Origin of the sequence: Phenylobacterium sp. (genome assembly GCF_036264965.1) — a bacterium.
Lineage (GTDB): Bacteria > Pseudomonadota > Alphaproteobacteria > Caulobacterales > Caulobacteraceae > Phenylobacterium.
Genome location: NZ_DATAPY010000012.1, coordinates 12,955 through 28,080, shown reverse-complemented (window position 1 = coordinate 28,080; position 15,126 = coordinate 12,955). Strand labels below are relative to the sequence as shown.

Annotated in this window: 14 protein-coding genes and 1 tRNA gene; 9 read left to right on the top strand and 6 right to left on the bottom strand. The window is 68.4% G+C overall.

The window, feature by feature from the left end; translation table 11 throughout:
* Nucleotides 1–42: 42 nt before the first annotated feature.
* Nucleotides 43–264 (bottom strand): twin-arginine translocase TatA/TatE family subunit, encoded by a 222-nt coding sequence (locus VHS75_RS01140; RefSeq protein ID WP_329636764.1) that lies wholly within the window; start codon nucleotides 262–264, stop codon nucleotides 43–45.
* Nucleotides 265–935: 671 nt separating this feature from the next.
* On the opposite strand from VHS75_RS01140, the gene VHS75_RS01135 reads away from it, so the two are divergent.
* Nucleotides 936–3,416 carry a TonB-dependent receptor gene (locus VHS75_RS01135; protein ID WP_329636763.1) on the top strand — a complete coding sequence of 827 codons (2,481 nt, stop codon included), beginning with the start codon at nucleotides 936–938 and terminating at the stop codon, nucleotides 3,414–3,416.
* 109 nt (nucleotides 3,417–3,525) lie between these two features.
* Nucleotides 3,526–4,179 carry a hypothetical protein gene (locus VHS75_RS01130; RefSeq protein WP_329636762.1) on the top strand — a complete coding sequence of 218 codons (654 nt, stop codon included), beginning with the start codon at nucleotides 3,526–3,528 and terminating at the stop codon, nucleotides 4,177–4,179.
* Between the two features lie 406 nt (nucleotides 4,180–4,585).
* Here the strand turns inward: VHS75_RS01130 and VHS75_RS01125 are convergent, their stop codons facing one another.
* The 3 genes from VHS75_RS01125 to VHS75_RS01115 all read right to left on the bottom strand — a co-directional run bounded on the left by VHS75_RS01125 (nucleotide 4,586) and on the right by VHS75_RS01115 (nucleotide 7,620).
* The gene (locus VHS75_RS01125) at nucleotides 4,586–5,179 is read right to left on the bottom strand and encodes a cytochrome b (protein ID WP_329636761.1); all 594 of its coding nucleotides are present in this window, start codon (nucleotides 5,177–5,179) and stop codon (nucleotides 4,586–4,588) included.
* Nucleotides 5,180–5,306: 127 nt separating this feature from the next.
* Nucleotides 5,307–5,540 carry a hypothetical protein gene (locus tag VHS75_RS01120; protein ID WP_329636760.1) on the bottom strand — a complete coding sequence of 78 codons (234 nt, stop codon included), beginning with the start codon at nucleotides 5,538–5,540 and terminating at the stop codon, nucleotides 5,307–5,309.
* A 262-nt stretch (nucleotides 5,541–5,802) separates the two neighbouring features.
* Nucleotides 5,803–7,620, bottom strand: a complete 1,818-nt coding sequence (locus VHS75_RS01115) for an aspartyl protease family protein (RefSeq protein ID WP_329636759.1) — start codon at nucleotides 7,618–7,620, stop codon at nucleotides 5,803–5,805.
* Between the two features lie 927 nt (nucleotides 7,621–8,547).
* Here VHS75_RS01115 and VHS75_RS01110 point away from each other — a divergent pair.
* The 7 genes from VHS75_RS01110 to VHS75_RS01080 all read left to right on the top strand — a co-directional run bounded on the left by VHS75_RS01110 (nucleotide 8,548) and on the right by VHS75_RS01080 (nucleotide 14,613).
* Nucleotides 8,548–9,792, top strand: a complete 1,245-nt coding sequence (locus VHS75_RS01110) for a sensor histidine kinase (protein WP_329636758.1) — start codon at nucleotides 8,548–8,550, stop codon at nucleotides 9,790–9,792.
* Nucleotides 9,789–10,541, top strand: coding sequence for a LytTR family DNA-binding domain-containing protein (locus VHS75_RS01105; RefSeq protein ID WP_329636757.1), 753 nt, complete (start codon nucleotides 9,789–9,791; stop codon nucleotides 10,539–10,541). The genes VHS75_RS01110 and VHS75_RS01105 overlap by 4 nt, the downstream gene beginning before the upstream one ends.
* 122 nt (nucleotides 10,542–10,663) lie before the next feature.
* Nucleotides 10,664–11,590 (top strand): sulfurtransferase, encoded by a 927-nt coding sequence (locus VHS75_RS01100; protein WP_329636756.1) that lies wholly within the window; start codon nucleotides 10,664–10,666, stop codon nucleotides 11,588–11,590.
* Nucleotides 11,587–12,099 carry a YeeE/YedE thiosulfate transporter family protein gene (locus VHS75_RS01095; protein WP_329636755.1) on the top strand — a complete coding sequence of 171 codons (513 nt, stop codon included), beginning with the start codon at nucleotides 11,587–11,589 and terminating at the stop codon, nucleotides 12,097–12,099. Before VHS75_RS01100 ends, VHS75_RS01095 begins: the two co-directional genes overlap by 4 nt.
* Complete coding sequence (locus VHS75_RS01090; RefSeq protein WP_329636754.1) at nucleotides 12,096–12,644, top strand: YeeE/YedE thiosulfate transporter family protein; 549 nt, start codon at nucleotides 12,096–12,098, stop codon at nucleotides 12,642–12,644. The genes VHS75_RS01095 and VHS75_RS01090 overlap by 4 nt, the downstream gene beginning before the upstream one ends.
* Entirely contained in the window at nucleotides 12,641–13,258 is a 618-nt protein-coding gene (locus VHS75_RS01085; protein ID WP_329636753.1) for a rhodanese-like domain-containing protein, read from the top strand. Before VHS75_RS01090 ends, VHS75_RS01085 begins: the two co-directional genes overlap by 4 nt.
* A complete protein-coding gene (locus tag VHS75_RS01080; protein WP_329636752.1) occupies nucleotides 13,252–14,613 on the top strand; it encodes an aminotransferase class V-fold PLP-dependent enzyme in 1,362 nt (453 codons plus the stop codon). Before VHS75_RS01085 ends, VHS75_RS01080 begins: the two co-directional genes overlap by 7 nt.
* 103 nt (nucleotides 14,614–14,716) lie before the next feature.
* Here VHS75_RS01080 and VHS75_RS01075 read toward each other — a convergent pair whose 3' ends face one another.
* Together VHS75_RS01075 and VHS75_RS01070 are read right to left on the bottom strand one after the other, a co-directional pair.
* Nucleotides 14,717–14,869, bottom strand: coding sequence for a hypothetical protein (locus VHS75_RS01075; RefSeq protein WP_414694237.1), 153 nt, complete (start codon nucleotides 14,867–14,869; stop codon nucleotides 14,717–14,719).
* Nucleotides 14,870–15,023: 154 nt separating this feature from the next.
* A tRNA-Ile gene (locus tag VHS75_RS01070) sits at nucleotides 15,024–15,099 on the bottom strand.
* Nucleotides 15,100–15,126: the final 27 nt, after the last annotated feature.

Here is a 15,126-nt window from a genome sequence, read left to right as displayed (position 1 = left end):
GGCCGGATCACTGCGCGTCGACAGCGCCATGGCGGCCTGGGCCTACAGGCCCGTGGCCTGGGTCCTGACGCGCGTCCGCGCGACGGGTGGCGCAGGCGGCGGCGCAGTTTCCTGCTGCAGCGCCTCATCCTTTAGGCCTTCCCGGAAGGCTCTCAGGCCCTTCGCCGCGTCGCCCATGGCACCGGATATGCGCCCGCGCCCACCGAAGAGCAGGGTGACGACGGCGGCGACCGCCAGAATATGCCCAATCGAAAGCGCGCCCATGGCGTCGAGGTCTCCAGATTCTGTCGCGGCCGCGGGGGCGGCCGGGTCGAAAAACAGGACGCGGGACACCGGAAGGGTTGTTCGGCGTCCCGCGTCAAGCCGGGTCGGGGCGAGGGACTGCCCGTTACCGACAAGGACCCACATGGGGCAGGTCCGAGGTAGAGCCGCGAGCCCGCCCCGGGGGGGGGATGGCAAGGCTACGCGGTGCTCCTGGCCGGGCGGAGGAGGCCACCCGGGCCAGAAGGCCGTAGGCGGCCGGCGCTTCGCACAGAGCACCTCGGCTCGGGGCGGGCGCGCCGACCGGGCGAGCGCTCAGCCATCCATGTGAAGACCCCGGGCCAGGGCGACGACGACCGGTGGCGGCCCGAGAGGTTGAAGTCGGTTCACGGCATATCCCAAACGCAAGGCTCAGTAGTTGAGACGCCTGAGCCCGCCGACTTATTCCCGCCGGCCGGGCGAACCGTCGCGCCCGAACGCCGGCGTCCCCAAGGGCGCGCGCCGCCGCCGGGAATAAACCGCAGAAAGCCCGGGTCTAATTGCAGTACCCGGACGTTTGGCGCCGGGGCGCCCGATGCGCGGTCCGAGACGCTCGCGCGGACGGGATGGCCATTCCCGGGGCGGGCGCCCGCCGATCGGGCGGCCACCGGGGGACAGAGGAAACAAGGAAATCCATGTTGCAGAAAAAGTACGTGTTCGCCTGCGCTTCGGGGCTGGCCCTGACGATGGCCTCGACCGGGGCGCTCGCGCAGGCCCAGACCTTACCGGGGCTGGCGGCGGCGGCCGACTCCAACGCCGTCAGCGAGCTCGTGGTCACCGCCCAGAAGCGCACGGAACGGCTGCAGGACGTGCCGGTGGTGGTGACGGTGCTGACCGGCGCCAAGCTTGAGGCCAACAACGTCAGGTCAGTGGCCGACCTGGTCACCCTGACGCCGGGCTTCACCTCGACCACCAACGCCAGCGAAGGCACCACCATCGCCCGCATCCGCGGCGTCGGGAACGTGGCCGACAACCCAGGCCTGGAGGACGCCGTCGGCCTCTACATCGACGGGATCTACCGGCCCCGCAACGGCGTCTCGTTCAACGACCTGGGCGAGCTCAGCGACATCGAGATCCTGAAAGGCCCGCAAGGCACGCTGTTCGGCAAGAACACCATCGCCGGCGTGATCCAGATCACCACCAAGCGGCCCAGCTTCACCTACAGCGCCCAGGCCGAGGCGACGGTGCAGAACTTCAACGGTTACGGTGGATCGGTCTCGCTGACCGGTCCGGTGGTCGCCGACAAGGTCGCGATCCGCCTCTACGTCGCCGACCGCGAGCGCGACGGCTACATTCCGGTCGTCCAGGCGCCCACGACGCATATCCCCGACCAGAACGACGAGCACGTCTTCACCACCCGCGACCAGCTACTGGTGAACTTCACCGACGATCTCGACGTCAATTTCATCGCCGACTACGCGCGGCGCCGTGACCACTGCTGCGTGGCGGTGGACTACCAGAACGGCTCGCCGGCCGTCGTGCAGAACGAGGTGTTCCCGGGCACGGTGCCCAATCCGGTCAGCTCCCAGAACAACACCGCCTTCCTGAACCGCTCGACGGTCGACGACATCACCGACCAGGGGATCTCGGCCGAGGCGCACTGGAAGACGCCGTGGCTGGCCAACGCCACCCTGACATCGATCACCGCCTACCGCGACTCGAAGGAAAACACCGGCGGCGACACCGACGGGACCCTGGCCGACATCATCAACAGCGACCCGGCGACCAACTTCACCCGCTTCCGGCAGTTTTCCGAGGAGCTGCAGTACCGTGGCTCGACGCCGCGCCTGAACTGGCAGGTGGGCTTCTTCTATTCCCACGAACTCCTCGACAACGGCGTGTTCCTGCAGAACGGCCCGGCGCTGGGCCCCTACCTCAACGTGTTGAGCGGCGGCGTGCTGCCGGCCAATGGCTTCCCGACGGGCCAGGGCGCCATCGACACCTATCACCAGCGCGAGCACTCCGAGGCGATCTACACCCAGGAAGAATTCAAGCTCACCGACCAGCTCTCCCTGATCGGCGGCCTGCGCTACACCTGGGAGCACAAAGACCTCGAGTCGCTGCACACCAATAACGACACGGCCAACACCTGCGCCAACCTGTTGCAGGGGGCGACCCACAGCCCGACGCCGATCCCGTTCTCGGCGTTCGGTAATTTCTCCAAGGCGATCTTCGGCACCGCCTGCCTGGTGAACCCGGCGTTCAACGGATCGGACACTCATCAGTCCCTCGACGAGGGCGCGCTGACCGGCACCGCCAAGCTGCAGTACAAGTTCAGCGACGAAGCGATGGTCTACGGCTCCTATTCGCGGGGCAATCTGGTGGGCGGCTTCAACCTGGCCGAGGTGACCCTGCCGTTCGGCCCGGGCGGCGCACCCAACACCTCACTGGCGCCGCAGACCGACACCTCCTTCCCGGCGGAAAACGTCAACGCCTATGAGCTGGGCGCCAAGACCCAGTGGCTGGACCGCCGCCTGTCGCTGAACGCGGCGCTGTTCTTCCAGAGCTACCGCGACCACCAACTGAACGCCTTCACCGGGACGCAATTCGTGGAGTTCACCATCCCCGAAGCCCAGACCGGCGGCGTCGAGTTGGAAGGCGTCTTCGCGGTCACACCGGACCTCAGTCTGAACGGCGGCGTCACCTATGCCGAGACCACCTATCCCGACGACGCCAAGAACAAGGCCGTCCTGCAGGCGCCGGGCAGTGAGCTCTTCCTGCTGCCGGGCAGCCGGCTCTCCTACGCCCCCCTGTGGTCGCTCACGCTGGGCGGCAGCTACAAGCACCAGGTGACCGAAGGCTGGGACGGCTTCGTCAATGTCGATGCCAAGTACAGCTCCAGCTACCAGATCGGCTCCGATGAGGACCCGAATAAGAGCCAGCCGGGCTTCGGCCTGGTGAACGGCTCGATCGGCGTCAAAACCCACGACAATCGGCTGGAATTCAGCATCTGGGGCACCAACCTGCTCAACCAGTTCTACAAGCAGACGGCTTTCGACGGGGTGCTGCAGACCTTCTCCACCCCGCCGGCCGCCAATCCCGGGCAGAACAACTACTACGCCTTCCCGGGCGAGCCGCGGTTCTACGGCGCCACCGTGAAAGTCCGCTTCGAGTAGCGGACAGGGCGGTCCGGCGCGCGCCGGACCGCCGCGCCTCGACCCTCAATCCCAGCCGTCACGAGCCCAAGCCTCGAAGCGGCTCCCGATCCCTCTCCCGGAGTCTGTCATGCGAAAAATCCTCCTTGCCGCCCTGGCCCTCGCGGTCGGCGCGGCCGCCCTTGAGGGGAGCGCCCTCGCCCAGCCCGCACCGCCCGCCGGGCCGATGCGGCCCTCGCCGCCCGCGCAAGGGATGGTCGTCGCCTTCAACGGCAAGACCCTGACCGTGAAGGACGCCCATGGCTTGGCCGCGACCTACGCCGTCGCCGACGATGCGCGGATCCTGCGGCTCGTGAAGATCGACGCCGGTGCGATCAAGCCGGGCAGTTTCGTGGCCACGGCCAATGTCAACCAGCCCGACGGCAGCGGCGTGTCTAAGGAATTCCGGGTCTTCGCGCCGGCGCTGAAGGGCCTTGGCGAAGGTCATTTCCCCATGGCCGGCGAGGCGCCCGGGACCATGATGACCAACGGCACCGTGACGGCCGAGGTCGTCTCGACGCCGCGCGGCCGGGAAATGGATGTCATCTACAGCGGTGTCGGCGGGCAAGGCGTGCGGCACGTCGTGCTGCCGGCGGACGTGCCGATCCGCGAGATGAGCCTGGTCGACCGCGCCCAGGTCAAGGCCGGCATCGCCGTCGAGGTCCGCGCCGCGCGCGGACCCGATGGCCTGCTTGTGGCGCGCGCCATCCTGGTCGGGGAAAATGGCCAACCGCCGGCTTCCTGAATGACCCGCGCCGCGCCGGTCCCGTGTCAGGGTCGACGCCGATGCCGGTGACGGCCCCGTCAAGTTCTACTCCCCAGGCGACGCGAGTCGTCCCAAGAGCCAACCTCGACATGACCGAACGTCCCAGCCGGCCCATCCTGCATCTCAAGGGCGCCCGTGTGGCCACCGCAACGCCGGCGGCGGTAGCCGGGTGGCGGTGCAAACCGTGCGGCGCGGCCGTCGACATCGGGGCGGGACTGGAAGATGCCGACGAGGTTCGCTGCCTCGCATGCGGAGCGCTCCTGGGACGCGCCGGCCAATTCCGGAGCGATCCGCCACAGCTCCAGCGGATTCGGGCCCGACGCGTCGGGACCTAGTGGATTGGGAGGCCGACGCGCCATCCGCGCCCGCTGACGGCCGGGCGCGATCAGGGCGCTTTGACGGACGTACGTGCGGTCCAGGGCAGCATTCGGCGCAGCACGCCGTCCCGCAGCCCAAACTCGTGGAACAGCGCCGCGCCGAGATGCAGGCCCAAAAGCGCGAGCAGCGCGACGGCGCCGACCTCGTGGGCGGCCAGGAAAAGGTGTGCGACGGTCTTGCCGGGCGGGAGGATCGCCGGCGCGCGCCAACCGAACAGCACAAACGGCCGGCCGCGAAACAGGGTGTTGGCCAGGCCGGTAAGCGGCTGAAACAGCAGGACGGCATAGAGTCCGAACTCGTTCAGCTTCGCGATCTGTTGCTGGCGATGCGACATGCTCGCCGGAAAGGGTGGCAGATCGGCGAAATGGCGGCGCCACATCAGCCGCGCCAGGACGACCCACCAGATCAGCAGGCCCAGGGACCGATGCGCGGTGAGCGCCGCCATGGCCCCAGGGGGCCCCTGTCCGACCAGCCAGGCCGTGGCGAGCTGGCCCGTGACCAGACCCGCGGTGATCCAGTGCAGAGCGATGCTGACGTGGTCGAAGCGGCCCGCCGGCTCCCGCGTGCGGGATCGTTCGTTCGCCGCCGTCCGATCTTCCATGGATTTGCCCGCACCCTTGCGCGCCGCCTCGCGACACCGCCTAGGATTTGGACACGGCGCGGCGCGCCGTTATTCCCCGGAAACTGCTCTGCCGCGAGCGCCGCCTAGGCTTCCGGATGAAGGCGGCTTACGGCGCCGCAGCCACCGCGACCCGATCTCCGTCGCGCACAAACTGATAATCCACGCCGAATGTAAGGGGGCCGTAGACATCCTGCTTGGCGCGCATGCAGACGAGTTGGATTGACCGGTTTGCGCCGAAGTCCTCACGATAGGCTTTGCCAGGGTGGACGCGCAGATAGGTGCGGGTCATGCCGTCGACGACCATCGTGCACTCGACAATGCGATCGGTGGTGTTGGTCACCCGGAACGTCCCACCGTGCAGGACGGATCGGCGCGGACCGCGCCGGCGGTGAAGATGGCCAGACCGATGAAGAAAGCAGCAATGATTCGCATGGTGGCATCCTCGTCATGTTGCCGGCGGCGCAGGTGGAGCATCTGAAAGAGCGGGTTCCGCAAGTTGACCCCCTGCCAAGACGGCATAGAGGTCGCGTAGGAACTGGCTAGCGACTGACTGCATCGCGCGTCCAAATCCACACGCTGGAGGCTGCCGTTCTCCCTGGTTCTCAATAGTAGTCCGCCAGGGTCAGCTTCCGTATCGAGCCATCGGCGAGGCTCAGCGTGATCTCGGTTCCCGGCGCGCCTTCCGACCAATGCGACAGGGGCGAGCCGAGGTAGCCGGGGCCGATCTTCTGGCCGTCGATCGCGGTGATCTCAGCGCCCGCTTTCCAGCCGGCCTGCGCCGCCGGGCTGCCCGGCGCGACCAGGATCACCTTCAGGCGCTCGCCGTCCTGACTGACCATGAGTCCGGAGCGGCGCTTGGGGAACGGTTCGGCCAGAGCGCTGGCGTCCGGGGTGAGCCAGATCGCGTTGTGCATATAGTCGGTGATCAGCCGGAACCGCCGGAACACCGGCAATCCGATATTGCCGGCGGTACGGTCGGAACTGACGGCGTCATTGCCCGCGTCCGGAAAGGCCGCGGGGACGCTTGCCAATTGCACGCCACCCAGAGTGATGGAGCTGACCGTGGCCATCTTGTCCGACTTGGCGCCCCCCACACCGCTCGTCAGCGTGAGCGACTGGGCCTTGCCGTCGAGCAGATGGGCGCGGTCGCGATAGGCGCCGTAGACGATCAGCGGCGAGCCGTTGCCGAGATCGAAATCGAAGGGCACGGGCGCAGCGCCCTCCACGGAGACAGGCACGGTGTGATTGTCGCCATGCTTGCCCAGCACCAAGCGCACGGCGCCGGGCGAACCTGAAAAACCGTTCGGGTCGCGGAAGGCGATCTTGCGGCGCTGGAAGTCGATGTCGACCACCAGCTCGTTCAGGACCTCCTTGCCAAGGATCAGCGGCAAAGGGCGTCCCATGCTGGCGGCGACCCCGGACAGGTCGATTAGGCCCGCAGTGATGTGGCTGAGCGTGAGGCCGCCCAGCTTGACCTCGATATTCGGCGCCAGCTGCATGGTGCTGGAGCCGCCGACGCCCATGACACCCACCGAGCCGTCGGCCTTGATTCCGGCCTGTTTGGCGAAGCCGCTGTCCAGGGCCGTGATACCCGCGCCGCTGTCGAGGAGGAGTTCGACCGGGCGGCCTTCGACCGTCGCCGGAATGAAGATCCGCTCGTTCTCATAGAGGTCGAAGTCCATCCACCCCGTCGAATGCTGGCCGCCAGCGAAACGCCAGATCCGCACCGACGCCGGCCGAACGAACAGACTCGCCGGCAGGGGCGGATTCACCTGGATCGCGCGGGCCTGAAAGTCCTGGTCGTCCACGTGGTTCGGCCCCCGGTCGTGCTCGCCGAAGGGCATGCGGACACCCGAAACGTGGCGCCAATCGTCGAATTGCGCAAAGCGGGTTCGCTGGTCCTCGGTGATCCGCTCGCCCAACAGTTCGCCCGTCCCGGCGTCGATGAACAGGTCGTATGTGTCGGGACCGCCGAAGCCCACGCGGACCACCGCCCAGGTGCGCCCAGCGCGCAGTTCGGAAGGCAGGAGGGTATAGGTCTTGCCGCCATGAAACTCGACGCCCTGGGCGAAGGCCAGGGCGGCGGCGCGGCGATCGCTCTCCCCCAAATCGCCGATGTCCTCGATCTGCCCGCTGGTGTTGCGGGTCCATTGCAGGTCAGGGGTCACCGCCTCGTCATAGGTAATGAAGTCGAGCTCGCTGCGCTGACGGAACCGCCCATCGCTCCCGAGCCACTGCTCGAAGTCCCCACCTTGTCCGCCGTACCGGATTCGCCCCCGCGCGTGGAAGGTTTGCATCGCCTCGAAGGCGGGCCCGCCGCGCCAAGCGACGTACTTCGCGATGACCGATTGGACATCGTCAGCTCGGGCGGGCGAACCGGTCGCGATCAGGAGAGCGGCGAGCGCGATTTTTCTGATCATGCGAGGGTCCTTGGTGGAAGACTCTGGGCTGGGCGGCCCCCGTTCGGCGCTGGCGAATTCGGCCGCCGGACGGTCAGACGACCCGTGCCGAGCTGACCCGCGCCCCGTAGGTGGCGACCTTCTGGACGAGGTGTGGTTTGGCGCAGTCGGGCATGACCAGGCTTGGAACGGGGTGGCGGAATTGACTGCCGCTTTAGATGACCCTCGGGACCGCCAATCTATTCCCGGCCGTCTGTCCTCGCGCCGGCCTATGGATCACGACCCAACGGCCGTCGCGCCATCTGTGCGAGATCGTGTGCGCGGCCGGTCTGGCTGCTCGCCCGGACACTCTTGGAAGCCAGGACGCGAGGCGAAGGCCCGCCATGGAAGTCGCGCCGGGGGGCGTCAGAATGGGCAGCGGGTGGACGTCACGCTCCAGAGCCAGCCTTCGGCAGGGGTAAGATCGTCAAAGCAAGAGGCGAGCCGCCCGATTGCCCCGGCGCTCCCGGGTTTTTGCCACGCTTGGCCCAGGTCTGCTCCATCGGCCCCGGCGGGATTTCGTCGCGCCAAACCCGCGGTTCATCGGTTGGCCGCGCTGCACGACATGGAACGCCTATGCTGCGTCAAACGGGACGATCCTGGGAGGCAACATCATGTGTGACGCGCATCGTCGGCGGTTTCTGACCGCCAGTTTGGGTCTTGGCGTCATCGGCCTGGTGGTCGCGGCGGGGCCGAGTTTGGCGCAACCGGCTCAAACCCCGGCCCAGCCGGGTCAGAAATGGATCTGCCCGCCGTGCGGTTGTCCGTCCGACGGCAAGGACTTCGACCAGGAGGGTGTCTGCCCGTCCTGCTCGATGCCCCTGATACGCAAGCCGGCGCCTACGGAGCCCGCCCGGACTCCTGAGCCACCGCCAGGACGCCCGTGACCTTAGGCGCTATGCTGCCACCATGACCACGCCCGCGTCCGCGCCGTCGGGGAACCCGCAGCCGCTGAACGAACCACTGCCGCGGGATGTCGAGGCGGGCGGACTGTCGCGGTTTGCGCTTTACCAGCGCTATCCGGCCTTCACCTGGCCGTGGTTCCTGCGCCGGGCCGCCGTGTTCTGGCCCTTCGCGGTCGCCTGGGGCCTGTTCCAGGGGGTGTGGCACGCCTCGTCCATGACCGCCTGGCAGGACGCCCTGCCGCTCGGCCTCCGCGCCGCTGGCGGCAACCTGGTCGAGGTCAGCGCCGGGCCGCTCCTGGCCCTGGCCGTGCGCTACCGCCGTCTGCCCTATCCGGCCGAACGGGTTCTGGTGGTCGCCGCGGTGATCGTGGGCCTGATCATCGCCTCGGACGCAGAGGCCGCGGTCGCCCACTATCACGACATGCTGATGGCCCGGCATATGGGCATGTCGATGTCTGAGCCAGCGGCGGTGACAAACCTCTCCCGAATGCTGGGCGTGACGATGGGCCGGCTGCCCCGGTGGATCGGTCTGATCCTGATCGGCGGCGGCCCGGAGCTGCTGTCCTATATCACCGAGCGTCGCCGTCTCGCCGAGCGGCAAAGGCGGCGCGATGTCGAGGCGTTGCGGCGCGACAAGGCCGACGCCGACCTGAAGATGGCCGTGCTGCAGGCCCAGATCGAACCGCACTTCCTCTTCAACACCCTGGCCTCGGTGAGTTCATTGATCGCCACTTCACCGGACCGCGCCGTCTCGACCATCGACGCCCTGTCCGACTATCTGCGCACGACCCTGCCGAAGCTGCGGCGGGAGGGCGGGGTGGAGGGAGCCACGCTCGGCCATCAGGTCAGCATCTGCGCGCAGTATCTGGAGCTGATGAACCTGCGGATGGGGGGCCGGATCACCGTTGAGATCGACACACCGCCGGAGCTGGCCGAGGCCCCCTTCCCGCCCTTGCTGCTGATCTCGCTCGTCGAGAATGCGGTCAAGCACGGCATCGAACCCAAGCCCGGGCCAGGCGCTATCGCCATCCGGGGGCGGCGGCGGCAGGGGGCGGACGAGACCCGCCTGGAGATCAGTGTCGAAGACGATGGCGCGGGGCTGCACGCCGGCTCGGGGGCCGGCGTGGGCCTGGCCAATGTCCACGCCCAGCTGCAGCATCGCTTCGGGCCGCGCGCCACGCTGGAGGTCGCCGGACGTGACGGCGGCGGCGTCTGCGCGCGGATCAGCGTCCCGTGGGAGCCCGCATGACCGGCCCCACCGCGATCCTTGCGGAAGACGAGGCGCCGCAACGCGAGCAGCTGAAGACCCTGTTGGGCGCGCTCTGGCCGCAACTGCGGATCCTGGCCGAGTGCCCCGACGGCCGCTCGGCGATCGAGGCGATGGCCCGCCTGAACCCCGACGTCGCTTTCCTGGATATCCGAATGCCCGGCGCAGATGGACTTGAGGTCGCCCGCGCGGCCGGGGACCACACCCACGTCGTGCTGATCACCGCCTATGACGAATTCGCGCTCCAGGCGTTCGAGGACGGCGCGGTCGACTATCTTCTGAAACCTGTGAAGCGCGACCGGCTAGCCCTGGCCGTCAGTCGGTTGCAGGCGCGACTGACGACGGGCGAGCCCAGCGATCTGCCCGCCGCCGTCGCCCGATTGGAAAGCTTGTTGGGTCGGCCCCGCGCGATCAAATGGATCACCGCCAGCGTGGGAACGGCGGTGCGCGTCCTGCCGGTGGACGACGTCCACTTCTTTCAGGCCCACGACAAATACACCCGCGTGGTCGCCGCAGGTGACGAGGCTCACATCCGGACCCCGCTGAAGGAGCTGATCGGCCAACTCGATCCCGACCAGTTCTGGCAGGTGCACCGCGGGGCCATTGTGCGGCTCTCGGCCATTCGGCTGGTCAAGCGGGATGAAGACGGCAGGCTGGTGCTGCACCTCCACGGCCGGGTTGAAACCCTGCCGGTGTCCCAAGCCTTCGCGGCGCGATTCAAGAGCCTCTAGCGAGCCGCGGCTCGTCGGCGATTCCGGGACCTTCATCGCAAAGCTTGCGGGGCCCATCGCACCGCCTCCGCCGGCCGCCTTGGACCTCTAGGATCACCTCAACAGCGACGAAGAGGTTCCTCATGCCCATCAAACACCACCTGGCCGCGGTCACAGCCCTCGGCCTGATGCTGGCGGCCGCCACCCCGCAAGCCGCCTCCGCCCAGAGCGGCTCGACCCGGGCCAAGATGCTGGTCTCGGCCGATTGGCTGAAGGCTCATGACGCCGACAAGGGCCTGATCGTCCTCTATGTCGGCGATCGCAAGGACTATGACGCGGGCCACATTCCGGGCGCCGAATATGTGTCGCTGCTGAGCTGGTCGCGGCCCTCGTCCGGACCGGACGCCTTGACGCTGGAATTGCCGTCCGCCGAGGACCTGCGGGCCAAGCTGCAAGGCCTTGGGGTTTCCGACAAGTCGCGGGTCATCGTCTACGCCGGCCGCTACGACACCCAGTCGGCGACGCGAATCCTCTTCACCCTGGAGGCGGCCGGCCTGGGCGATCGCGCGGCGCTGCTCGATGGCGGCATGACCGAATGGCAGCGCCTGGGCTATCCGACCAACACCGCCGAGCCCAAGGTGACGCCCGGCGTGCTGGCCCCCGTTACGTACAAGGCCCGCGTGGTCGACGCCGCCTTCGTCCAGTCCCACGCCAAGGCGCCCGGCTACAGGGTGATCGATGCCCGGGCTCCGGCTTTCTACGATGGGGTGATGGGCATGAACGGGTTGAAGGGCCATGTGCCCGGCGCGGCCAGCCTGCCGTTCTCCTCGGTCACCGGCGTCGACCAGAAGCTCAAGTCCGCCGACGAGCTGACGGCCGAATTCAAGGCGGCGGGCGTCAAGCCGGGCGACCATGTCGTCGCCTATTGCCATGTGGGCCAGCAGGCCACCGCGGTGATCTTCGCCGCCCGCTCCCTGGGCATCGACGCCGTCCTCTATGACGGCTCGTTCGAGGACTGGTCGCGGCGCAAGCTGCCGGTCGAGGCGGCCGCCGTGACAGCCGCCAAATGACCTCCGCCCGTCCCTACGCCAACCCCTATGTCGCGGGCATCGCCCTCGGCCTCGTGCTGCTGGCCGCCTTTGCGCTGACCGGCCAAGGCCTGGGCGCGTCCGGCGCCTTCGCCAACGCGGCCAGCGGTCTGGTCGCCGCGGTGGCGCCCGCCCAAGCGGCGAAGAACAGCTATTTCCAGAGCTACCTCGCGGCCGGCGCGCCTTGGTCGGCCTGGATCGTCCTGGAGATCGCAGGCGTGATCGCGGGCGGCGCGGTCTCGGCCGGCCTGGCCGGACGGTTCGCGCGGCGGATCGAGACGGGCCCGCACCTCAGCAAGGCCGCCCGCCTGGCGACGGCGACCACGGGCGGCATGATCATGGGACTGGGCGCGGTCCTGGCCCGAGGCTGCACCAGCGGCCAGGCGCTGTCCGGCGGCGCCCTGCTCAGCGTCGGCAGTTGGGGCTTCATCATCGCCGTGTTCGCGGCGGGCTATGCCGCCGCCCCGCTGGCCCGGAGGCTGTGGCGATGAGCTTCACCCAAAGTCTGCCGGTCGCGTTCGCCATCGGCGCGGCGTTCGGCTGCACACTGGAGCGGGCCGGGCTCGGGGACGCCAAGAAGTTGGCCGGCCAGTTCTATCTGCAGGACTTCACGGTCCTGAAGGTGATGTTCAGCGCCATCGTCACCGCCATGCTGGGCGCGTTCTGGCTCGGCCGGCTGGGGCTGATCGACCTCGCCGCCATCTATGTGCCGGAGACCTTCCTGGCGCCGCAGATCGCAGGCGGGCTGATCTTCGGTGTGGGATTCGTCCTCGCCGGGCTCTGCCCAGGCACCTCCTGCGTCGCCGCCGCCAGTGGCCGGGGCGACGGGCTGGCGACGGTCGGCGGGCTGCTGGTCGGCGTGCTGCTCACCGGCCTGGCGATGCCGCTGATCGGCGGCTTCTACGCCAGCACCGCCCGCGGTCCCTTCACCCTGCCGCAACTGACCGGGGCGCCCTATGGCGTCGTTGTCGCCGCCATCGTGCTGATCGCATTGGCCGTCTTCGCAGGCGTTGAGCGTCTGGAGCGGCGCGCGTGAGCCTGACCCGCAATCTCGGCCTGGCGGCCTTGATCCTGGGCGCCGCCTCGCCCTTCGCCGGCAGTCCCTTCGCCGCGCCGTCCGCGGACCAGGTGGACCGCCTCTCCAAGGAGATCATCCAGGGCGACGATCACGTCTCGGCCCTGCAGCTGGCCGCCTGGATCAGGGCCCGAAGGCCGGGTCTGCGGGTTATCGACGTCCGCTCCCCCCAGGAGTTCGCCGACTTCAGTCTGCCCGGCGCCAAGAACATCCCGCTGGACCGGTTGAGCCGCGCCCGCTTCGCCCAGGGCGACACCGTGGTCCTTTATTCGGAGGGCGGCGCCCATGCCGGGCAGGCTTGGATGTTGCTGCGGATGATGGGCGTCGCCAACGTCTACTTCATCGCCGGCGGCCTGGCCGACTGGCGCGATGAGGTGATCGCGCCGAACCTGCCCGCCGACGCGTCGCCACAAATCGTGAGGGCCTTCGAACCCGTCGCCGAACTCAGCGCCTATTTCGGCGGAACGCCCCAGGTCGGCCCGGCGGGCTCGCCGCCGACGCGGATGACCCCAAGCCACGCGCCTGCCATCGGCGCCGCCGCCGACCTCGTCGCTTTAAGGCGGCGTGGATGTTAGACGCCCGGAAGCGCCCGGAACCCGACCCGTTCGACGCCCTGCGGGCGCGCGAGTTCGCGCGGCTGGACGAGCAGAACCTCGCCTATCTCGACTATGCCGCCGCCGGCCTCTACGGCGCCTCCCAGGCCCGGCATTACGCCGAGCAGCTGCAAAGCGGGATATTCGGCAATCCCCACTCCCAACATGGCCCCTCCCAGGCCAGCGAGCGCGCCTTGGCTCACGCGCGATCGGCAGCCTTGGACTTTTTCGACGCCGACCCGGCGATGTACGAGGTCTGCTTCACGGCCAACACCAGCGCCGCCATCAAGCTGGTGGCGGAGAGCTACCCATTCTCGCCGCGCCTGGGCTTGGCGCTCTCCGCCGACAACCACAACTCGGTCAACGGCGTGCGGGAGTACGCGCGCAGGGGCGGCGCGCGCGTGGCCGTCCTGCCGCTTACCGAGGACTTGCGGCTGTTCGAGCCCCTGGCCGGCCTTCGGAAGATCGCCAGGGACGGTCCGGGCCTGCTCGCCTTTCCCGCGCAGTCAAATTTCTCCGGCGTGCGTCATCCGCTGGACCTCGTGGAGGCGGCGCAAGCGCTCGGCTTCGATGTATTGCTGGACGCCGCAGGGACGGGTGCGGCCGCCTATGTCAATCTGCGCGACCACCCCGCCGATTTTCTCGCCTTTTCGTTCTACAAGCTGTTCGGCCTGCCCACCGGCGTCGGCGCGCTGATCGTCAAGCGGACCGCCCTGGCCAAGCTTCGCCGCCCCTGGTTCGCCGGCGGCACGGTGGACTATGTGTCAGTCGAGCATGGGCGCCACCGCTTGCGCGACGGGCCGGAATCCTTTGAGGACGGCACACCGAACTTCCTGGACATCGCATCGATCGAAACCGGTTTCGCCTTTCTCAATCAGGTGTCCCAGACCGATCTCCAGGCCCGGCTGGCGATGCTGACGGCGAGCTTTCTCAGCCGCGTCCGGACCCTGTCGCACAGCAATGGCGCGCCGTTGGTGGAGGTCTACGGGCCCAAGACCGTAGCCGCCCGCGGCTGCACTGTGGCCTTCAACGTCCTCGACCCAACGGGCGATTCCTTGCCGTTTGACCGGGTGGAGCAGCAAGCTCACGCCCAGGGCGTCGCCGTGCGAGGCGGTTGCTTCTGCAATCCAGGCGCCGCCGAACGCGCGTTCGGTTTCGCCCGCTACGATGTTGAGAAATCCCTGGACGACCTAGGCGATGGTTTCACGATCAAGGCTTTCCAACGCAGTCTGGGGCCTCAATCGGTCGTCGGCGCCGTCCGGCTGTCCTTGGGCTTGCCGACGAATGCCAACGACCTGGATCGCGCGATCAGCCTAATGAATTCGTTCGCGGTTTAGCGTCGATCTGGATTTCGCTGCCCCCCGGGGGATTGATGTGAATCCGCAGAATCAGCGCCGAACGTGTCCGGCGGCCACCCCCGAGGCCGTCAGGCGGAAGCAGTCACCGCCAGCGCAGGTAGTTGTCCCAGGCGCCGCGGCGCAGCGGCAGGCCCTCGCGCAAGGCGGCCTCGCCGATCTGGATCACCTTGGCGCCGGCGGCCTCGAGATCGGCCACCTCGTCCATGAGAAGCCGGCGCAGACTCTGGATCTGCATCTCACCCCCGAGACTTTGCGCGCGATCCTCCGCCAGGCGTTGGCGGAGTCCCGGACCGCGTCGAAATCCTAGTGCGGGTCCGCGCCTTCCGACGCCGACCGCCAATCGCGGCGGTCGGGCGAAGGTCGGCCGATCCGATCTGACTGAGCCTCGCTGGTGGGCCCGGCAGGACTCGAACCTGCAACCAGACCGTTATGAGCGGCCGGCTCTAACCATTGAGCTACAGGCCCCAGCAGCGACGCGTCCGTGGCGGTTAG

What these genes read in the sequence shown, in the direction of transcription:
- VHS75_RS01140 (WP_329636764.1), bottom strand. Translation starts at nt 264, where the DNA reads ATGGGCGCGCTTTCGATTGGGCATATTCTGGCGGTCGCCGCCGTCGTC.
- VHS75_RS01135 (WP_329636763.1), top strand. Translation starts at nt 936, where the DNA reads ATGTTGCAGAAAAAGTACGTGTTCGCCTGCGCTTCGGGGCTGGCCCTG.
- VHS75_RS01130 (WP_329636762.1), top strand. Translation starts at nt 3,526, where the DNA reads ATGCGAAAAATCCTCCTTGCCGCCCTGGCCCTCGCGGTCGGCGCGGCC.
- VHS75_RS01125 (WP_329636761.1), bottom strand. Translation starts at nt 5,179, where the DNA reads ATGGAAGATCGGACGGCGGCGAACGAACGATCCCGCACGCGGGAGCCG.
- VHS75_RS01115 (WP_329636759.1), bottom strand. Translation starts at nt 7,620, where the DNA reads ATGATCAGAAAAATCGCGCTCGCCGCTCTCCTGATCGCGACCGGTTCG.
- VHS75_RS01110 (WP_329636758.1), top strand. Translation starts at nt 8,548, where the DNA reads ATGACCACGCCCGCGTCCGCGCCGTCGGGGAACCCGCAGCCGCTGAAC.
- VHS75_RS01105 (WP_329636757.1), top strand. Translation starts at nt 9,789, where the DNA reads ATGACCGGCCCCACCGCGATCCTTGCGGAAGACGAGGCGCCGCAACGC.
- VHS75_RS01100 (WP_329636756.1), top strand. Translation starts at nt 10,664, where the DNA reads ATGCCCATCAAACACCACCTGGCCGCGGTCACAGCCCTCGGCCTGATG.
- VHS75_RS01095 (WP_329636755.1), top strand. Translation starts at nt 11,587, where the DNA reads ATGACCTCCGCCCGTCCCTACGCCAACCCCTATGTCGCGGGCATCGCC.
- VHS75_RS01090 (WP_329636754.1), top strand. Translation starts at nt 12,096, where the DNA reads ATGAGCTTCACCCAAAGTCTGCCGGTCGCGTTCGCCATCGGCGCGGCG.
- VHS75_RS01080 (WP_329636752.1), top strand. Translation starts at nt 13,252, where the DNA reads ATGTTAGACGCCCGGAAGCGCCCGGAACCCGACCCGTTCGACGCCCTG.
- VHS75_RS01075 (WP_414694237.1), bottom strand. Translation starts at nt 14,869, where the DNA reads ATGCAGATCCAGAGTCTGCGCCGGCTTCTCATGGACGAGGTGGCCGAT.